This is a genomic window from Cellulosimicrobium sp. Marseille-Q4280, from assembly GCF_943181405.1.
Taxonomy (GTDB): Bacteria; Actinomycetota; Actinomycetes; order Actinomycetales; family Cellulomonadaceae; genus Cellulosimicrobium.
The window spans coordinates 411,542-429,568 of record NZ_CALPBY010000005.1 but is presented as its reverse complement, the minus strand read 5'-3'; the positions used below and the strand labels follow the sequence as shown (position 1 = coordinate 429,568).

At 74.5% G+C, this 18,027-nt stretch carries 17 protein-coding genes; 12 read left to right on the top strand and 5 right to left on the bottom strand.

Annotation, left to right across the window (positions count from 1 at the left end; all coding sequences use genetic code 11):
* Window positions 1-134 precede the first annotated feature (134 nt).
* Window positions 135-563 carry a TM2 domain-containing protein gene (locus NFS20_RS15310; protein ID WP_251152647.1) on the top strand — a complete coding sequence of 143 codons (429 nt, stop codon included), beginning with the start codon at window positions 135-137 and terminating at the stop codon, window positions 561-563.
* A 9-nt stretch (window positions 564-572) separates the two neighbouring features.
* Here NFS20_RS15310 and NFS20_RS15305 read toward each other — a convergent pair whose 3' ends face one another.
* Entirely contained in the window at window positions 573-899 is a 327-nt protein-coding gene (locus tag NFS20_RS15305; RefSeq protein WP_251152646.1) for a YtxH domain-containing protein, read from the bottom strand.
* A gap of 141 nt (window positions 900-1,040) precedes the next feature.
* Here NFS20_RS15305 and dcd point away from each other — a divergent pair, with 141 nt between their 5' ends.
* The 10 genes from dcd to NFS20_RS15255 all read left to right on the top strand — a co-directional run bounded on the left by dcd (window position 1,041) and on the right by NFS20_RS15255 (window position 11,884).
* On the top strand, window positions 1,041-1,616 hold the full coding sequence (dcd, locus tag NFS20_RS15300) for a dCTP deaminase (protein ID WP_251152645.1): 576 nt from the start codon (window positions 1,041-1,043) through the stop codon (window positions 1,614-1,616).
* 10 nt (window positions 1,617-1,626) lie between these two features.
* On the top strand, window positions 1,627-2,700 hold the full coding sequence (locus NFS20_RS15295; protein WP_251152644.1) for a hypothetical protein: 1,074 nt from the start codon (window positions 1,627-1,629) through the stop codon (window positions 2,698-2,700).
* Between the two features lie 238 nt (window positions 2,701-2,938).
* On the top strand, window positions 2,939-5,998 hold the full coding sequence (locus tag NFS20_RS15290; protein ID WP_251152643.1) for a Na+/H+ antiporter subunit A: 3,060 nt from the start codon (window positions 2,939-2,941) through the stop codon (window positions 5,996-5,998).
* A complete protein-coding gene (locus NFS20_RS15285; RefSeq protein WP_353050466.1) occupies window positions 5,995-6,558 on the top strand; it encodes a Na(+)/H(+) antiporter subunit C in 564 nt (187 codons plus the stop codon). Before NFS20_RS15290 ends, NFS20_RS15285 begins: the two co-directional genes overlap by 4 nt.
* Entirely contained in the window at window positions 6,558-8,126 is a 1,569-nt protein-coding gene (locus NFS20_RS15280) for a Na+/H+ antiporter subunit D (RefSeq protein WP_251152642.1), read from the top strand. Before NFS20_RS15285 ends, NFS20_RS15280 begins: the two co-directional genes overlap by 1 nt.
* Window positions 8,123-8,800, top strand: a complete 678-nt coding sequence (locus NFS20_RS15275) for a Na+/H+ antiporter subunit E (RefSeq protein WP_251152641.1) — start codon at window positions 8,123-8,125, stop codon at window positions 8,798-8,800. The genes NFS20_RS15280 and NFS20_RS15275 overlap by 4 nt, the downstream gene beginning before the upstream one ends.
* The gene (locus NFS20_RS15270) at window positions 8,797-9,204 is read left to right on the top strand and encodes an MrpF/PhaF family protein (RefSeq protein WP_251152640.1); all 408 of its coding nucleotides are present in this window, start codon (window positions 8,797-8,799) and stop codon (window positions 9,202-9,204) included. Before NFS20_RS15275 ends, NFS20_RS15270 begins: the two co-directional genes overlap by 4 nt.
* A complete protein-coding gene (gene mnhG / locus NFS20_RS15265; RefSeq protein ID WP_251152639.1) occupies window positions 9,204-9,695 on the top strand; it encodes a monovalent cation/H(+) antiporter subunit G in 492 nt (163 codons plus the stop codon). Before NFS20_RS15270 ends, mnhG begins: the two co-directional genes overlap by 1 nt.
* Window positions 9,696-9,854: 159 nt before the next feature.
* Window positions 9,855-10,865, top strand: a complete 1,011-nt coding sequence (locus NFS20_RS15260) for a cation diffusion facilitator family transporter (RefSeq protein ID WP_251152638.1) — start codon at window positions 9,855-9,857, stop codon at window positions 10,863-10,865.
* 53 nt (window positions 10,866-10,918) lie between these two features.
* Window positions 10,919-11,884 (top strand): CAP domain-containing protein, encoded by a 966-nt coding sequence (locus NFS20_RS15255; protein ID WP_251152637.1) that lies wholly within the window; start codon window positions 10,919-10,921, stop codon window positions 11,882-11,884.
* Between the two features lie 91 nt (window positions 11,885-11,975).
* On the opposite strand, the gene NFS20_RS15250 is transcribed toward NFS20_RS15255, so the two are convergent.
* The 3 genes from NFS20_RS15250 to NFS20_RS15240 form a co-directional block, all read right to left on the bottom strand.
* Window positions 11,976-12,545: a methylated-DNA--[protein]-cysteine S-methyltransferase gene (locus tag NFS20_RS15250; protein ID WP_251152636.1), complete on the bottom strand. Its 570-nt coding sequence runs from the start codon at window positions 12,543-12,545 to the stop codon at window positions 11,976-11,978.
* Complete coding sequence (locus tag NFS20_RS15245; protein ID WP_251152635.1) at window positions 12,542-14,215, bottom strand: DNA-3-methyladenine glycosylase 2 family protein; 1,674 nt, start codon at window positions 14,213-14,215, stop codon at window positions 12,542-12,544. The genes NFS20_RS15250 and NFS20_RS15245 overlap by 4 nt, the downstream gene beginning before the upstream one ends.
* A gap of 65 nt (window positions 14,216-14,280) precedes the next feature.
* Window positions 14,281-15,324, bottom strand: a complete 1,044-nt coding sequence (locus NFS20_RS15240) for an alpha/beta hydrolase (protein WP_251152634.1) — start codon at window positions 15,322-15,324, stop codon at window positions 14,281-14,283.
* Between the two features lie 22 nt (window positions 15,325-15,346).
* Between NFS20_RS15240 and NFS20_RS15235 the strand changes: the two genes are divergently transcribed.
* Window positions 15,347-16,447, top strand: a complete 1,101-nt coding sequence (locus NFS20_RS15235) for an enoyl-CoA hydratase/isomerase family protein (RefSeq protein WP_251152633.1) — start codon at window positions 15,347-15,349, stop codon at window positions 16,445-16,447.
* Window positions 16,448-16,520: 73 nt separating this feature from the next.
* Here the strand turns inward: NFS20_RS15235 and NFS20_RS15230 are convergent, their stop codons facing one another.
* Window positions 16,521-18,017, bottom strand: a complete 1,497-nt coding sequence (locus NFS20_RS15230; RefSeq protein WP_251152672.1) for an LppM family (lipo)protein — start codon at window positions 18,015-18,017, stop codon at window positions 16,521-16,523.
* Window positions 18,018-18,027: the final 10 nt, after the last annotated feature.

The window sequence follows — 18,027 nt, the reverse complement described above, 5'->3', positions numbered from 1 at the left end:
GGGCCGGGCGGGCGGGGCGGCTCGGGAGCCGGCCACCGATCACGTCCGCGCCCGCGTGGCCGTTGGTCTGGGCCCAGTGGAGCGCCCACGTGATGACGCCGCCGTTCTTCCCGTAGGGCGTCGCGGGCCGGAGGGTGCCGCGGCCGGTCCCGACCTCGCGGCGGTCGACGGGCTTCACGCCGTTCGCCAGCGGCGGGTACCCGCCACCGGGCCAGCCGTACGGGTACCCGCCGCAGGGCCACCCCGGCCACCCCGGCCAGCCCGGCCAGCCGTACGGCTACCCGGGCGGCTACGACCCCAACCTCGACCCGAACGCGAAGTCGCGGCTCGCCGCGGGCCTGCTGGGCATCTTCCTCGGCAGCCTCGGCATCCACCGCTTCTACCTGGGCTACACGGGGATCGGCCTGACGATGCTGCTCGTCTCCGTCATCGGCGCGCTGCCCACGTTCGGGCTCGCTCCGGTCGCGGTGTCGGTCTGGGGTCTCGTCGAGGGCATCCTCTACCTCACGGCGAAGCAGGGCTCCTACGCGGTGGACTCGACGGGTCGCCCGCTCCGGGCCTGAGCCGACGGCTCAGATGCGGTAGTCGTCCCGGCCCTTCGGGTCGGGCGACGCCGCGTCGTCGGGCCCTCCGTGCTTGCCGAGTCCGGACGCCTGGTCCTTGACGGCCCCGGCGACCTTGCCGCCCTGCTCCTTGGCGACGTCCGCCAGCTTCGCGCCCTGCTCCTTCGCGACCGTGGTCACCTTGTCCTGCGCGGTGTGGACCGCCGACTGGACGTCCTCGGACTGCCAGAGGTCCTTGGCCTTGACCTTGATCTCCTCGAACCGCTCGCGTCCGGCGCGGGTCCCGAGCACGTACCCGATCCCGATCCCGACGACGAGTGCGATCTTCGACTTCATGGGGTTCCTCCTCGTTCGGCTGGTCAGGCGAACGTAGTCAGTGGCGTGCCTGCTCGCGCGGGCTGGGCCCGGAACGGGGCCGGTACGGGCGAGGCGTGGGCGTGCGTCGGCGCGGGTCGTGGCGTCGGCTAGCGTGGCCCCGTGCTGCTCTCCGACCGCGACATCAGGGCCGAGCTCGACGCCGGCCGCGTCCAGCTCGAGCCGTACGAGCCGGCGATGCTCCAGCCGTCGAGCATCGACGTGCGCCTGGACCGGTTCTTCCGGTTGTTCGACAACCACAAGTACCCGTTCATCGACCCGGCGCAGGACCAGCCGGACCTCACGCGCCTCGTCGAGGTCGACCCGGCCGAGCCGTTCGTGCTGCACCCGGGGGAGTTCGTCCTCGGGTCCACGTTCGAGGCGGTGACGCTGCCCGACGACGTCGCGGCGCGCCTCGAGGGCAAGTCGAGCCTCGGGCGGCTCGGGCTGCTCACGCACTCGACGGCCGGCTTCATCGACCCCGGGTTCTCCGGTCACGTGACGCTCGAGCTGAGCAACGTCGCGACGCTGCCCATCACGCTGTGGCCGGGCATGAAGATCGGCCAGCTGTGCTTCTTCCGGCTGTCGTCGCCCGCCGAGCACCCGTACGGGTCGCAGCAGTACGGCTCGCGCTACCAGGGCCAGCGTGGGCCGACGGCGTCGCGCTCGTTCCAGAACTTCCACCGGACGGACGTGTGAGGTGGCCCCGATGACGACCCTGCCCCTCCTGGCGAACCCCGACGGCCGCGGTGCCGCGCAGGGGTACCAGGCGCGGCACCTGCTCGGGCTGCCGGGGGACGTGCTGGTCGACGAGGTCGAGACCCTCGCGCTCTCGCGCTTCGCGGGCGCCCGGTGGGACGTCGCACCGGCGGGCACCGAGCCGCTCGTCCCGCCCGCGCGCACGGCAGGCCCGAGCGAGCCCGGGGTGCTGCGCACCTCACGGCACTCGTCGCTCACCGGTCCGTTCGCCGCGACCGGCTCGGGTCTGCCGCCCGGGACGGAGCTCGTGTTCGACGTCGTGTGCCCTCGCGAGCGGGGCGAGGCGCCCTGGCCCGGCGGCAGCGACCGCGACGGCGTCGGCCGCGCGTTCCCGGGCGGCCTGCCCGTGCGCGAGGAGGAGCGCGTCGTCGCGTGGCTCGTCGCGGCCGCACGGCGGCTCGGCGGGTCCGTGCGCACCGACGTCGGGAACCCGGCCGGACCCGGGGTCGTCCTCACGCCCGACCCGGGTGTCACGATCGACATGTGCCTGTACTCCGACGTCTGGCTCGAGCCGAACGCCGCGCTCGCGCTCGTCGCGCGCCTGCACCCGCGCACGACCCTCGCGACCGAGGGTGCGTCCTACCAGGGCCCGCCGAAGGGCATCACCGAGATGCCCCTGTACCCGGGCGAGAAGATGGACCCGGACCTGCGTCGCGCGATCCACGCGGCCGCGGACGACGTCGACATCAAGGCCCTGACGACCGGCTCGGTGCTCGACGGCTACGGCCTGCTCGTCGACCTCGGCCTGGACGGGCTCGTCGCGGTCGAGGTGGGCGGCGAGGACCAGCTCCCGCTGCTCCTGCGCGGCCTGCCGTGGACGGCGGGCGGCGCGGTGAGCTACCGGGTCCGGTGGGAGCCGCGCGACCTCCTCGAGTCGCAGCAGGAGCAGCCGTCGATGGAGCACCGGATCGCGCGCAAGCGCGCCGGGGAGGTCGTCGGGCAGATCACGACCGCTCTGCACGGCGCGGTGGGCGGCGAGGTCGCGGACGAGTCCGACTTCCTGGTGGAGCCCGAGGACCTCTGACGCCGACGGCCCGTCCCGGCCGCGCAGCGGGTGAGGAATCGGTCACGATCCGGCCCCCGGCCCGCGGGCACATGTCGGCAGTCGGTAAAGTAGAGGCGGCTCGACACCTCGTCCCCGCGGGGGTCGACGCCCTGCTTCGTCGCGCGCGCCGCCGGAAGGCCGGTCGCCGCGGCGTCTGACAAGTCCAGCAAGGTCAGCAAGACCCGCCCACCCGCCCCCGACCCGGACGGAGCGGCCCGTGCTCTACGTGCTCCTCGCGCATCTCGCGATGGCACTGGGCGCGCCTGCACTCGTCTCCCTCCTCGGTCGCCGGGCCTTCCTCGTCCTCGCGCTCGCGCCGGCGTCCGCCGCCGTCTACGCGCTGGCGTGGACGGACCGCGTCATGGCCGGCGACCACCCGACGTCGGTCGTCGAGTGGGTGCCCGGCCTCGGGCTCGAGCTCGCGTTCCGCATGGACACGCTGTCGTGGCTCATGCTGCTGCTCGTCGGCGGCGTCGGTGCGCTGGTGCTCGTCTACTGCTCGGCGTACTTCTCGCCGACGGCCCAGGGCCTGCGCCGCTTCGGCGGCGTCCTCACGGCGTTCGCGGGCGCGATGGTCGGCCTGGTCGTCGCCGACGACGTGCTCCTGCTGTTCGTCTTCTGGGAGCTGACGACCGTCTTCTCCTACCTCCTCATCGGCCACTACGCCGACCGCAAGGCGAGCCGGCGTGCGGCGATGCAGGCGATCGTCGTGACGACGGCGGGTGGCCTGGCGATGCTCGTCGGGCTCATCGTCCTCGGGGTCCAGGCGGGCACGTACCGCCTCTCCGAGATCGTCGCGGACCCGCCCACCGGCGGCGCGGTGACGGCCGCGGTCGTGTGCGTCCTCGTGGGTGCGGTGAGCAAGTCGGCGCTGATCCCGCTGCACTTCTGGCTGCCCGCCGCGATGGCCGCTCCGACGCCGGTGAGCGCCTACCTGCACGCCGCGGCGATGGTCAAGGCCGGCGTCTACCTCGTCGCGCGGTTCGCGCCCGCCTACTCGGACACGACGGTGTGGCGCTCGATCGTCATCGCCCTCGGCGCCGGGACGCTGCTCGTCGGCGGCTACCGCGCGCTGCGCCAGTACGACCTCAAGCTCGTGCTCGCGTTCGGCACGGTGAGCCAGCTCGGCCTGATCATCCTCCTGGTCGGGATCGGCACGCGCGGTGCCGCCCTCGCCGGGCTCGCGATGATCGGCGCGCACGCGATGTTCAAGGCGTCGCTGTTCCTCGTCGTCGGCGCCGTCGACGCGGCCACCGGGACGCGCGACCTGCGCCGGCTGACGGGCGTCGGCCGGCGGCTGCCGTGGACGGCGTTCGCGGGCGGGCTCGCGACCGCGTCGATGATCGGCCTGCCGCCCTTCGCCGGCTACGTCGCGAAGGAGGCGGCGCTCGAGGCGCTGCTGCACGGCGAGGGGCCCGCGTGGGTCGACGCCGTCGTCCTGTGGTCCGTCGTCGTCGGCTCCATGTTCACGGTCGCCTACGGTCTCCGGTTCTGGTGGGGCGCCTTCTCGTCGCACAAGCGCCACGGCTCCCCGGCGCGCGCGAACGACCACCTGGACCTCCGCGCCCCCGGCCGGGGCCCCGTCATCGAGGCGGACGAGGCGCCCGTCGACCCGGCCCGGATCAAGCCCCTGCCGTTCCTGCTCGTGGCGCCCGCCGTCGTGCTCGCGGTGCTGGGCCTCGCGGCCGCCCTCGTGCCGCACTTCGGCGAGGACCTGCTGCAGCCCTACGCCGAGACGTACCCGGCGGGGGAGCCGGGCCACCTCGTGCTGTGGGCCGGGTTCACTCCCGCGCTCGCCCTCACGGTGCTCGTCCTGGCGGTCGGCGTCCTGCTCTTCTGGCAGCGCTCGCGCGTCGAGCGGTTCCAGGCCTCGCTGTGGACCGGCCCGGAGGCGGACGTCACCTACCGGCGCGTCATGCGCAAGCTCGACGACGTCGCCGCGGACGTCACCGCGGTGACCCAGCGAGGCTCGCTCCCGCTGTACCTCGGCATCATCCTCACGGTGCTGGTCCTCGGGCCCGGGCTCGTGATGGTCGCGCAGACGAGCTGGCCCGAGCAGCTCAAGGCGTGGGACCGCCCCGCGCAGCTCGCGGCCGTCGTCGCGATCTGCGTCGCCTCGATCCTCGCCGCCCGCTCGCGGCGCCGGCTCAAGGCCGTGATCCTCATCGGCATCGCGGGCTACGGCAACGCCGTGCTCTTCCTCCTGCACGGCGCACCTGACCTCGCGCTCACCCAGGTCCTCGTCGAGACCATCACGCTCGTCGTCATGGTGCTCGTCCTGCGCCGCCTGCCGCCCTACTTCTCCGACCGCCCGCTCGCGTCGAGCCGGTGGGTGCGCCTGGGCGTCGCCGTCGCGGTGGGCGTCGTGATGATGGGGTTCGCGGTCGTCGTGCCGCTGGCGCGCGTCGCGATCCCGGTCTCCGTCGACTTCCCGGAGGAGGCGTACGAGTGGGGCGGCGGCAAGAACATCGTCAACGTGACGCTCGTCGACATCCGCGCGTGGGACACGATGGGCGAGATCTCGGTGCTCCTCGCCGCGGCGACCGGCGTCGCGTCCCTCGTCTTCCTGCGCACGCGCAGCGGCGAGGTGCTGCGGATCGCGAACGCCCGGGTCGTCACGGGCAAGCCCGACGGCAAGGGCACGGGCGTCTGGGGCGGCGAGCCCGACCCGGGTGCGGCGCTGCGGCGGCGCGGCGTGGACGACGCGGCGCAGCCCCGCATGTCCGTGTGGCTCAACGCGGGCCGCACGCTCGCGCCGCAACGACGTTCGGTGATCTTCGAGGTCGTCACCCGGGTCCTCTTCCACTCGATGATCGTCTTCGCGCTGTTCCTGCTCTTCTCGGGCCACAACAACCCCGGCGGCGGCTTCGCGGCGGGCCTCGTCGTCGGCATCGCGCTGGTCGTGCGGTACCTCGCGGGCGGGCGGTACGAGCTGGGCGAGGCCGCGCCGGTGCACCCCGGCCTGCTCCTGGGTCTCGGCCTGTTCCTCTCCGCGGGGGCCGGCCTCGTCCCCCTCTTCTTCGGCGGCTCGGTGCTCCAGAGCGCGATCCTCGAGGTGACCGTCCCCGTGTTCGGGGACGTCAAGTTCGTCACGACGCTGTTCTTCGACGTGGGCGTGTTCCTCGTCGTCGTCGGCCTGGTCCTCGACATCCTGCGCACGCTCGGCGCGGAGATCGACCGGCAGACCGAACGTGCCGCCGCCGGGCGCGAGCCCGGCGAGGACACCGGTCCGCTCGAGGCGATGGAGCCGGACGCGATCGGCGGTGGTCGACGATGAACGGGCCCGCGGGCGTGATCGACATGACCCCGAGCATCGTCCTCGTGCTGGCGATCGGCGTGTGCTTCGCCACCGGCGTGTACCTGCTCCTCGAGCGCAGCCTCACCCGGGTGCTGCTCGGCTTCATCCTCATGGGGAACGGCGCGAACCTGCTCTTCCTCGTCGCCGGCGGCCGGGCGGGCGGGGCACCGATCGTCGGGACCACGCCCGACGACGAGATGAGCGACCCGCTCGTCCAGGCGATGGTCCTCACCGCGATCGTCATCACCCTCGGGCTCACGGCGTTCGTCCTCGCCATGGCGTACCGCTCGTGGCAGCTCCACGGCCACGACGAGGTCCAGGACGACCTCGAGGACCGGCGCGTCGCGCGCCACGCGGCGCGCAACGCACCCGCGTTCGAGGACCTCGACACGGAGGAGAGCGGGCAGACGCTGGACGACGAGGCGGCCGAGGTGCACGACGAGACCGACGCGGACCGCGACGGGATCACCGACGCGCGGCTCGGCCGCAAGCGGTCCCGGCCGCACGGCACGGACGACGACGAGGGGGAGGAGCGCTGATGGACCTGACCGAGGTCGCACGCACCGTCGTCCCCCTGCCCGTCGTGCTGCCGCTCATCGCGGCCGGGCTCACCCTGGCGCTGTGGCGCCACGCGCGCGCCCAGCGGATCATCGCGACGGCGGCGCTCTCCCTCGTGCTCGTCACGTCCGTCGTGCTGCTCGTCGCCGCGGACTCCGGCCCCATCGTGGTCGACGTGGGCGAGTGGGCAGCCCCGGTCGGCATCGACCTCGTGGCGGACCGGCTCTCGGCGCTCATGCTCACGGTGTCGAGCTTCGTCATGCTGTGCGTCCTGCTGTACTCGCTGGCCCAGGGCGTGGCCGACGGGGACGAGGAGGCGCCGGTCGCGATCTACCACCCGACGTTCATGGTCCTCGCGGCGGGCGTGTTCAACGCGTTCCTGTCCGGCGACCTGTTCAACCTCTACGTCGGGTTCGAGATCTTCCTCGCGGCGAGCTACGTGCTGCTCACGCTCGGCGGGACGGGCGAGCGGATCCGGGCGGGATCGATCTACGTCGTCGTCGCGCTGCTGTCGTCGATCATCTTCCTCGTCGCGATCGCGCTCACCTATGCGTCGACGGGCACGGTCAACCTCGCGCAGCTCTCCGAGCGGTTCGCCGAGATCGACCCCGGCGTGCGGCTGACGATCCAGCTCCTGCTGCTGCTCGCGTTCGGGATCAAGGCCGCGTTGTTCCCCCTGTCGTCCTGGCTCCCGGACTCCTACCCGACGGCGCCCGCACCGGTCACCGCGGTGTTCGCGGGCCTGCTCACCAAGGTCGGCGTGTACGCGATCATCCGCACCCAGACGCTGCTGTTCCCGCAGGACGACCGCGTCGACGACCTGCTCCTGTGGCTCGCCCTGCTGACGATGGTCGTCGGGATCCTCGGCGCCGTCGCGCAGAACGACATCAAGCGGCTGCTGTCCTTCACGCTCGTGAGCCACATCGGCTTCATGATCTTCGGCATCGCGCTCGCGTCCGAGCCGGGCATGGCGGCGGCCATCTTCTACGTCGTGCACCACATCACGGTGCAGACCACGCTGTTCCTCGTCGTGGGCCTCGTGGAACGTCGCGGCGGGTCGACGTCGCTCGACCGCCTCGGTGGTCTCGCCAAGCTCGCGCCGGGCCTGGCGATCCTGTTCTTCGTCCCGGCGATGAACCTCGCGGGCATCCCGCCGCTCTCGGGCTTCCTCGGCAAGCTCGGGCTGCTCGAGGAGGGTGTCGCGCAGGGCACGCCGCTCACGTGGGCGCTCGTCGTCGGTTCCGTCGTGACGTCGCTCCTCACGCTCTACGCGATCGTCAAGGCCTGGAACAAGGCGTTCTGGCAGACGCCGCCCGTCGAGATCCCGCAGGGCGTCACCATGCCGCGCGGCATGGTGGGGCCCGCGGCGGCGCTCGTGGCGTTCGGCCTCGCGCTCACCGTGGTCGCCGGCCCGCTCTACTCCTACACGGAACGCGCGGCCGCGACCCTGCTCGACGGCCACACCTACGTCGACGCGGTGTTCGTCGGCGGCTCCGAGCGCGGGCAGGGTGTCTCGAGCGACGTCGCCGAGGACGGTGACGGGTCATGAGCCTGCACCGCCGTCGCAGCAACCTGGCCGTCGGGTGGTTCCGCCGCGTCACCACGCAGTGGCGCACGGTCCTCTGGCTGACCCTCGTGTGGGTCATGCTCTGGGGCGACCTGTCGTGGGGCAACGTCGTCGCGGGTGCGGTGCTGGGCGCCGTGGTGCTCGTGATGTTCCCGCTGCCGTCGGTCGCGACCAGCGGCCGCGTCCGCCCGTGGCCGCTCCTCGTGCTGCTCGCGAGGTTCGTGGCCGACCTCGTCACCGCGTCGTTCCAGGTGAGCCTCCTCGCGCTCGACCCGCGGCGGACGCCGCACGGGGCCGTCGTCGGGGTGCGCCTGCGGAACCCGTCCGACCTGTACATGACCATGACGGCAGAGCTCAGCTCGCTCGTCCCCGGGTCGCTCGTCGTCGAGGCGCACCGGCTCACGGGGATGCTCTACCTGCACGTGCTCGACGTCGACCAGGTGGGCGGCGTCGAGCAGGTGCGCGCCGACACGCTCGCGCTCGAGGCGCGCATCCTGCACGCGTTCGCGTCGAACGAGGACCTGCGCGCGGCCGGGCTCTACCACGGCACCGGGGGGACGCCTGCGGTCGACGACCCGGGCGAGGGCGGCGGGCGGCCCGGCCACGAGACGGGCGCGGCCCGAGGACCGGCCACCGGGGAGAGGAGCGAGCCGTGACCGACACCGTCTACCTCGTCGTCGTGATCGCGGCGGCGGTGCTGCTCGGGGCGGCCGCGACGCTCGCCGTCGTCCGGGCCGAGCGCGGTCCGTCGATGCTCGACCGCACCATCGCGCTCGACGTCTTCACGACGACGCTCGTCGGTGCGATCGCGCTCGAGGCTGCGTTCTCGCGCCGCACCGACACGATCCCGCTGCTCGTCGTGCTCTCGCTCGTCGGCTTCATCGGGTCGGTGACGATCGCCCGGTTCGCGTCCGTCGAGCCCGAGGGAGAGGGCCGCATCCGCACCCCCGAGGAGGTGGCGCGCGAGGACGCCGAGCGCCGCGCCGCCGAGGAGGACGAGCGCGACGCCGCGATCGACGCCGACCACCACGGCACCACCCCCGAGGGGGAGGTGCGCTGATGGACACCGCGTTCTGGGACGGGGTCGCCGACATCGTGTCCGCCGTGCTCCTGCTGCTCGGTGCGTTCCTCGCGTTCGCCGCCGGTGTCGGCGTCGTGCGCTTCCCCGACCTGCTCGCCCGCATGCACGCGGCGACGAAGCCGCAGGTGCTCGGGCTCATCCTCGTGCTGCTCGGGCTGAGCCTGCGCCTGCGGTCGTGGGGAGCCGTCGCGACGCTCGCGCTCGTCGTCGTCTTCCAGCTCCTCACCTCGCCGGTCGCGGCGCACATGGTCGGCCGTGCGGGGTACCGCACGGGCAAGGTCGACACGTCCCACCTCGTGGTCGACGAGCTGACGCGCGACCAGGACGCTGCCGACCGCGAGGACGTCGGCGAGCACGACCTCCCGGCCGGCCGTCGGCCCACGGCAGACCTGGCCGGCACGGGCGACGCGGCCGACCACGGGAGGGCGGTCCCCGCCCCGCCGAACGAGGACGGCGGTCGCGCGAGGTAGTACGGCTGTCGCGAGGTAGTACGGCTGTTGCGAGGTAGTACGGCTGTCACGCGAGGTAGTGCGGCTGTCGTGAGGGTGGTACCGGGGGAGTACGGGACGCGGGCGCGGTAGCCGAGGAGTCCTCGTGCCGGGCGGGCGGGCGCGTGGTAGACCGGACCCGTGCCAGCGAGCGACATGCCGTCCGACCACCGCCCGGCGCCGGCCGCCCCGTTCCCCGGGACGAGCCCGCGTGTCGTGCAGGGCGACGGCGGCGGGGAGAGCACGCTCACGGTGGTGGTCGCGTTCTGCGCCAACGCGCTCATCGCCGTCGCCAAGTCCTTCGCCGCCGTCGTGACCGGGTCGGCCTCGATGCTCGCGGAGGCGGTCCACTCGTGGGCCGACACCGGGAACGAGGTGTTCCTCCTCGTCGCGAACCGGCGCTCGCGACGCCCGGCCGACGCCGCGCACCCGATCGGTTTCGGCCGCGAGGCGTACGTGTGGTCGATGTTCGCGGCGATCGGGCTGTTCGCCGTCGGCGCGGGCGTCTCGATCACGCACGGCATCCAGGAGCTCGTGCATCCTGAGCCGGCAGGCAGCTTCGGCGTCGCCTACGCGGTGCTCGGGCTCGCGTTCGTGCTCGAGGGCATCTCGTTCCTCCAGGCGCGCCGGCAGGTGCGAGCCGAGGCGCGGCGTGCGCAGCACGACACCCTGCACCACGTCCTCGTGACCTCCGACCCGACGCTGCGCGCGGTCTTCGCCGAGGACGCGGCGGCGCTCGTCGGGCTCGTCGTCGCGTTCGGCGGCGTGCTCGCCCACCAGCTCACGGGCTCGCCGGTGCCCGACGCGCTCGGGTCGATCGTCGTCGGCGTCGTGCTGGCCGTCGTGTCGGTCGTGCTCATCGACCGCAACCGGCGGTTCCTCGTCGGCGAGGCGGCCCTGCCCGCGACGCGCGACGCGGTGCTCCGCGCGATCGCGGCGATGCCGCAGGTCGAGCGCGTCACCTACCTGCGCCTCGAGTACGTGGGGCCGCGCTCGCTCTACCTCGTCGCGAGCGTCGACCTCACGGGTGACGAGGCCGAGACGTCCGTCGCTCGCCGCCTCGACGAGCTCGAGCGGGCGGCGACGGCGTCGACGCTCGTCGCGGGCGCCGTGTTCACCGTGTCCACGCCGGAGGAGCCCTCGCTGCTCTGATGTGCAGGGGGGCTCGCGTGCACAGATCGGACGAACCTCGCTAGGGTCGTGCGATGGCCCCGCCCCGCACGCCCAGGCACCTCCGCGGCGGTCCGGTCCCGGTACCGGCGCCCGCAGCAGCGCCGCCGTCCGGTGCCCGACGGCGCTCGGGCGCCCCCGCGCGCCACCTGCGGTCGACGCCCGGTGCGTTGGGAGCCGTCACCGCCGGTGTCACGGCGGTGCTGGTCCTCGGGCCGTCGGCCGGGCTGACCGCGGCGACGATGACCGGCGAGCTGCGCCCTGAGCACGCCGGCCGCCTGGGGCCTGTCGTCGCCGCCCTGCCCTGGTCTCCCGGTGCGGTGCCCGGCGACCTGCTCGCGGAGCGCGAGCGGTACGCCGCCTCCCGGACGCTGCCCGAGCGGTACGACGTCGACGGCGCCGGGCCCGCCGCGCCGTCGGGCACCCCGGGACCGAGCGACTCCGCCTCGGGACCCCCGGCCGCGGGAACGCCGACCACCGACGCCGCGCCACCGGCCGCGGAGGCCGCTCCGCAGCCCGAGCCGTCACCCGCGCCCACGGCCGCGCCGGACGCGACGGTGGAACCCGCCCCGCCGAGCGCGTCACCGCCCGCCGCGGCGCCGACCGTCGCCGCCGCACCTGGACCGGGCGTGCTCTCGGCGGAGGGAGCGGCGGTGGTCGAGCTGACGAACGCCGAGCGTGCCGCCGCGGGGTGCGAGCCGCTCGCCGTCGACGAGCGCCTCACCGCCGCGGCCCAGCTCCACAGCGAGGACATGCTCGCGCAGGACTACTTCGACCACACGAGCCTCGACGGGCGTTCACCGTGGGACCGGGCCGAGGCGCAGGGCTACGAGAACCCGGGTGCGGAGAACGTCGCGAAGGGGCAGGCCACGGCCGAGGAGGTCGTGCGCGCCTGGATGGACTCGCCGGGGCACCGCGCGAACATCCTGGACTGCGACCTGCGGGAGATCGGCGTCGGGCACGCCGAGCGCGTCTGGACGCAGCTCTTCGGTCGGGGCTGAGCAGGCCACCGCCCAGCTGCATCCTCCGTGCCGTCCTCCGCGGGGGACGCCGCACTGCGGGCCGGCGGCCCGGCGGTGGCGGCCAGGCGTCTCACACGGCAAGGGTCCCGACGGCGCCGGCGACGGCGCGCTCCCGGTCGAGCAGGCTGCGCTTGATCTCGAGGCCGTAGCGGTACCCGCCGAGGCTGCCGTCGGTCCGCAGGACGCGGTGGCACGGCACGAACAGCGCCGCGGCGTTCATGGCGCACGCCCCCGCCGCGGCGCGCACGGCGGCGGGCCGGCCCGACAGCTCGGCGTACCCGGTGTAGGTCACGGGCGCGCCGGGCTCGACCGTGCGCAGCACGTCCCACGCGTGGGCGCGGAACGGTCCGGACACCTGCCGGACGGGGACACCGTCGATGGCGTGCACGTCGCCCTCGTAGTACGCGAGGACCGCGACGACGGCGGCCGCGACAGGGGTCGCGTCGTCCGGCACGGGCGTGACGTCGGTCGGCCGCAGGTCCGGGTGGACGAGCGCGACGAGCGCGTCGACGTCGTCCGTCCACCCGGAGGCGAGCACGGCGCCGTCGGGCGCGGCGACGACGGTGAAGGGCCCGTCGGGCGTGGCGACCGTGGTCGTCGTGGCGGTGGCGGTGGCGGTGGTGGTGGCGGTGGGGGTCACGGGGTCTCCTCCAGGAGGGTCGTGGTGGGCGGTGTCGTCATCGGGGCCGCGGGCGACGTCGCGGCGGCGCGCCACAGGTGCATCGCTGCGTAGGAGCGCCAGGGGGCCCAGCGCTCGGCGTGGTCGGCCAGGGCGCGGCGGTCGTCGGGCAGGCCGAGCGCGCGGGCGCCGGCCCGCAGGGCGAGGTCGCCGTCGAGCAGGACGTCCGGGTCGTGCAGGACCCGCATCGCGACGTAGCCGGAGGTCCACGGCCCGACGCCGGGCAGCGCCTCGAGCGCGGACCGCATCGCGACCGGCTCGTCGGCCGTGGACAGGCTGAGGCCGCCGTCGACCAGCGCGCGGGCCACGCCGAGGATCGCGGCGGTCCGGCGCGCCGGCCCGCGCAGGTGGTGGGCGCCCTCGGAGGCGATCGCCGCTGCCGTCGGGAAGAGGCACGTCGGCCCGAACCGGGACGCGAAGGGCGTGCCGAGCGCGCCCGCGAGGCGGGTCAGGTGCGTGCGCGCGGCCGCGACGGAGATCTGCTGACCGACGAGCGCGCGCACGAGGATCTCGACCGGGTCGACCGCGCCGGGGACCCGGACGCCCGGCGTCGCGCGGACGGAGCCCGCCAGCGCCGGGTCGACGGCGAGCGCGGCGTCGACGGCCTGCGGGTCCGCGTCGAGGTCGAACAGGCGGCGGACGCGCGCGACGGCAGCGGGCAGGTCGGCGACGGACGTGAGCTCGAGCTCGACGTGGAACCGTGACTTGCCCGGCACCGGGCCGTAGGACGCGCGGAACGCCCCGGGCCCGTGGGGCAGGGCGATCGTGCGCGCGTACGTGAGGTGGGGTGCGTCGAGCGGACCGACGACCTCCACGCCGCCCACCGCGCGGGCGGCGAGGAAGCCGAAGACCCCGCGGGCGTCGTACGGCTCGCGCAGCGGCAGCGTGAGCGCCAGCGTCGCCGTGGTGGTTGCGGCGGCCGGCGCGTCGGGCGGACCGTCGACAGCGCTCGCGGTGACCGAGACGTCGACCGCGGCGTCGACCGGCGGGCGGTGGGGGGCCGGCGTGGTGCGGGGCCGTGCCCGACGGCGCAGCTCGCTCGGCGTCGTCGCGAACACCTCGGTGACGGTGTCGTTGAACTGGCGGATGCTGCCGAAGCCCGCGGCGAACGCGACGTCGGCCAGGGGGAGGTCGGTCCCCGTGATCAGGGACCGCGCCGTCTGGGCGCGCAGCGCGCGGGCGAGCGCGATGGGCCCCGCGCCGAGCTCGGCCAGCAGGACGCGGTGCAGGTGGCGCGGCGAGTAGCCGAGGCGCGCGGCGAGGCCGTCGACACCTTCGCGGTCCACCACGCCGTCGCCGACGAGCCGCATCGCGCGGGCCGCGAGGTCGTGCCCCAGGTCCCAGCTGGGCGTCCCGGGGACCGCCTCGGGCAGGCACCGCTTGCAGGCGCGGTAGCCGGCCTCGTGCGCAGCGGCGGACGTGCGGTAGAACGTGACGTTCTCGGGCCGCGGCGTACGGGCGGGGCACGACGGGCGGCAGTAGATGCCCGTCGTCCGCACGGCGGTGATGAACTGCCCGTCGAACCGGCGGTCACGCGACGCGATGGCGCGGTAGCGCTCGGCGAACACCGGGTCGTCGCTCGCCGTCGTCGGCGCGTCGGTGGGCGTCGAGGTCGGTTGCGTCGTGGTCATGACCCGATCCTCGCGCGCGGCAGGCGTCGCTGGCTAGCGGGAATCGGACATGGCGGAGGCGTCCGTCAGACGTGCTGGTCGAGCCAGTCGAGGCTCTCGCGGAGGTACGTGGTCCGGGCGGGCTCGGGGGAGAGCGCGAGGTCGTGCGCGCCGCCCTCCACGGTCACGACCGTCACGTCGTCTCCGAGGTGCCGCGCGCGCGTCGTGATGTGCTCGACGTCCAGCACGGAGTCCGTCGTGAGCAGCTCCTCGTGCCATCCGGCGGCGGGACCGCTCCGGGCCGACGAGAGCACGAGCACGGGGCAGTCGATCGCCAGGCCTCGGGCGAGGCGCGACTGCGACCGGCGCACGCTGCGCACGAAGCCGGCCCGCGCCGGGAACCCCTCGAGCGGCTTCCAGGCGAGGTCGAAGTCCCACTCGCCGCCCGTGCTCACGTGCAGCGCTCGCGGCCAGCTCTCGTCCAGATGCCCGACGACGAGCCGCGGCGCGAACCGCCCGACCACGTCGATCGCCCACGTGACCGGGCCGCGGTAGATCCACGGCCTGTTGAGCTCGAACCACGGGCTGTTGAGGACGAGCGCCGCGAGCAACCCTGGCCGCGCGTCGGCCCACAGGCTCGCGACGAGGCCGCCCGTCGAGTGGCCGAGGACGACGAGGCGGTCGTGACCCTCAGCGCGGATCGCGCGCGCGGCGGCATCGAGGTCCTGCGCGTACACGGCGAGGTCGGTGACGAAGTTCGGGTCGTCGTCGGGCCGCGACGGCGCGCCCGAGCCGCGACCGACGGACCGGCCGTACCCGCGCAGGTCGAGCGCGTAGAACCGGTAGCCGCGGGCCTCGAACGCCGCGGCGACGTGGGTCTGGAAGAAGTAGTCGATGTACCCGTGCACGTACAGCACGGCCGGGCGGTCGGCGGGCCGGACGGCGGCGGCCTCGCCGTCCGCGGCCTCGCCGTCCGCGGCCTCGCCGTCGGCCGGTTCCGCCGGGTGCCCGACGCCGGGGCGCACCCGCCGCACGAGGGTCGCCACCGCGCCGTCGGGCAGGGGGAGGTCGCGGGCGACCCAGTCGTCGCCCAGGACGTCGGGTCGCCAGTCGTCCGTCGCGGAAGCCATGCCCGACGGTACCGTGACACGGATGACGAGCCAGATCATCGCGCGCGCCGACGACGCCGTCGGCCACCTGACCCTCGACCGACCCCGTGCGCTCAACGCGCTCGGCTACGACATGCTCGGCGAGATCGCCGCCGTCCTCGACGCGTGGCGCGACGACCCGACGGTCCGCGTGCTCCTGCTCGACGGCGCCGGCGACCGCGGACTCTGCGCGGGCGGCGACATCCGGGAGCTGCACGCGTCGATCGTCGCGGGACGGACGGCCGACGCGCGGCGGTACTTCCGTCGGGAGTACGCCGTGGACGCGGCGCTCGCCGAGAGCCCGGTGCCCGTCGTCGCGATCATGGACGGCGTCACCATGGGCGGCGGGGTCGGGCTGGCCGGGCACGCGACCGTGCGCGTGGTCACGGAGCGCTCACGGGTCGCGATGCCCGAGACGCGCATCGGCTTCACGCCCGACGTCGGGGGCTCGTGGCTGCTCGCGCGGGCGCCCGGGAGGCTCGGCGAGCACCTCGCCCTCGGCGCCGTGACGATGGACGGCGCCGACGCGATCCACGCGGGCCTCGCCGACCACTACGTGCCGACCGAGCGGATCGGGCTGCTGCACGAGGACCTCGTCGCGCTCGCGACCTCCGGCGTCGACCCGCTGGACCCGCAGGCCGTCCACGCCGTGGCGCTGCGGCACGCGATCGTGCCGCCCCCGTCGGCGCTCGCGGCCCGGCAGGACCGCGTCGACCGCTGCTACGGCGAGGAGGGCGTGCCCGGGATCGTCGCCGCGCTGCGTGCGGAGGCCGACGCGGGCGACGAGGAGTCCGGTGCCGAGGCCGACGAGCTCGAGGCGCTGTCCCCGACCGCCGTGACCGTCGCGCTCGCAGCGGTCCGCAGCGCTCGTGGGCTCACCGACCTGCGGTCCGCCCTCGAGCAGGAGTACCGCCTCGTCGCCTGGTTCGTCGACACGCAGCCGGACCTCGTCGAGGGGATCCGCGCCCAGGTCGTCGACAAGGACCGCGACCCCTCGTGGTCGCCGGGCTCGCTGGCCGACGTCGACCCCGGGCTCGGCGCCGTCGGGCTCGCCTACGAACCGGCAGAACCCCTCTGGGGCTCGGCCGGCAGGGTCGCGAAGTAGTACGGCAGGTCGCGAGGTAGAACCCGGCGGGTTCTACCTCGCGACCTGCGGTACTACTTCGACGGGCGAGACATCAGGTCGGCGGGCGGAGCCGCGTCGCGTCGTCGATCTCGTCGTCACCGTCGTCGTTGCCGGGCCCCGTGCGACCGGGGTCCGACGCCGCGGCGCCCGGCTGCGGCGGGAGCGGCTGGGTCGGGGCGGGCGGCACCGGTCCGGGCTGCGGAGGCAGCGGCTGCGTGGTGGCCGGGCCCTGCTGGTACGGAGTCGTCGGTGCCTGCTGCGGGTGCCCAGGTGCGCCGGGGTATCCGGGCTGCTGGCCCTGCGGCGGCGCGTACGGGCCCTGCGGGGTACCCGGACGGCCGGGCTGCTGGCCCGGCGCGGGCGGGTACTGCCCCTGCGGGCCGGACTGCTGACCCTGCGGGCCGGGCTGCTGGCCCGGATATCCGCCCTGCTGCGGCGGGTACTGGCCGGGTCGGCCCTGCTGACCGGGATAGCCGCCCTGCTGCGGGGGGTACTGGCCAGGCTGGCCCTGCTGCCCGGGGTAGGCGGCGGGCGGCTGCTGACCCGGCTGGCCGGGGTACTGGCCCGGCTGACCGGGGTACTGACCCGGCTGACCGGCGTACTGGCCGGGCTGACCGGGGTACTGGCCCTGCGGGGGACCCGGCTGGCCCGGGTACTGGCCCGGGTACTGACCCTGCGGCGCGCCGGGCTGACCCGGGTAGCCGCCCTGGGCGAGTCCCGCGTCACCGTCCTGCGCGTCCGGCTTCTTGCGCAGCACCAGCCAGAGCACGAGGCCGATGATCGCGAGCAGGAGGAGCCCGCCGACCAGGCCGAGGACCCACCAGGGGAAGCCGGAGCCCTCGTCGCCGTCCGAGTCCGCGGACGAGCCCGTGGTGCCGTCGTCCGTGCCGTCGTCGGAGCCGTCGGTCGAGCCGTCCGTGGTCCCGTCGCCCGGGTCCGCCGCGGCGCCCCCGGCGACGGCCGACCCGCGGGCCGAGAGCTCGGTGACCTCGCCGATCACGGGGGTCCAGGTCACGGTGTTGCCGTCGACCTCGCCATTGGTCTCCGCGACCTCACCGGGGAACGTGATGGAGATGCTGACCTCGAAGCCCTCCATCATCTGGCGGGTCATCTCGTCCGACTCCGGATCGGTCCCGTCCATGCCCATCTCCTCGTCGGACATGTCCATCGAGCCGCTCACCACGAACTCGTCACCCTCGCGCGTGATGGAGAGCTCGTCCGTGGCGCCCGTCGACATGTCGGAGATCGGCTGACCGGTGTAGGTCATCCGCGTGCCGGTGTAGCCGTCCTCGGCGTAGGGCTCCTGGGTCGCACCGGGCGGGAGCTCGCCCTCCATCTCCGAGCCCATCTGGTCCCACAGCGCCTGCGGGTCCTGGCCGAGCGCCTCGGCCGTCTCGTCGGAGATCGCCATGACGATCGTGCCGTCGGCCGTGTCGTCCTCGTTGAGCGTGAGGTCCATGTCGATCCTCATGCACCCGGCGAGGAACAGTGCAAGGGTGGCGAGGAGGGCGCCGAGTCCGAGTCGCTTGCGCAGTGGCGAGGGGTTCACCTGTCCAGCA

What these genes read in the sequence shown, in the direction of transcription:
- NFS20_RS15280 (WP_251152642.1), top strand. Translation starts at nt 6,558, where the DNA reads ATGGACCTGACCGAGGTCGCACGCACCGTCGTCCCCCTGCCCGTCGTG.
- NFS20_RS15255 (WP_251152637.1), top strand. Translation starts at nt 10,919, where the DNA reads ATGGCCCCGCCCCGCACGCCCAGGCACCTCCGCGGCGGTCCGGTCCCG.
- NFS20_RS15295 (WP_251152644.1), top strand. Translation starts at nt 1,627, where the DNA reads ATGACGACCCTGCCCCTCCTGGCGAACCCCGACGGCCGCGGTGCCGCG.
- NFS20_RS15275 (WP_251152641.1), top strand. Translation starts at nt 8,123, where the DNA reads ATGAGCCTGCACCGCCGTCGCAGCAACCTGGCCGTCGGGTGGTTCCGC.
- NFS20_RS15235 (WP_251152633.1), top strand. Translation starts at nt 15,347, where the DNA reads ATGACGAGCCAGATCATCGCGCGCGCCGACGACGCCGTCGGCCACCTG.
- NFS20_RS15285 (WP_353050466.1), top strand. Translation starts at nt 5,995, where the DNA reads ATGAACGGGCCCGCGGGCGTGATCGACATGACCCCGAGCATCGTCCTC.
- NFS20_RS15305 (WP_251152646.1), bottom strand. Translation starts at nt 899, where the DNA reads ATGAAGTCGAAGATCGCACTCGTCGTCGGGATCGGGATCGGGTACGTG.
- NFS20_RS15245 (WP_251152635.1), bottom strand. Translation starts at nt 14,215, where the DNA reads ATGACCACGACGCAACCGACCTCGACGCCCACCGACGCGCCGACGACG.
- mnhG (WP_251152639.1), top strand. Translation starts at nt 9,204, where the DNA reads ATGGACACCGCGTTCTGGGACGGGGTCGCCGACATCGTGTCCGCCGTG.
- NFS20_RS15240 (WP_251152634.1), bottom strand. Translation starts at nt 15,324, where the DNA reads ATGGCTTCCGCGACGGACGACTGGCGACCCGACGTCCTGGGCGACGAC.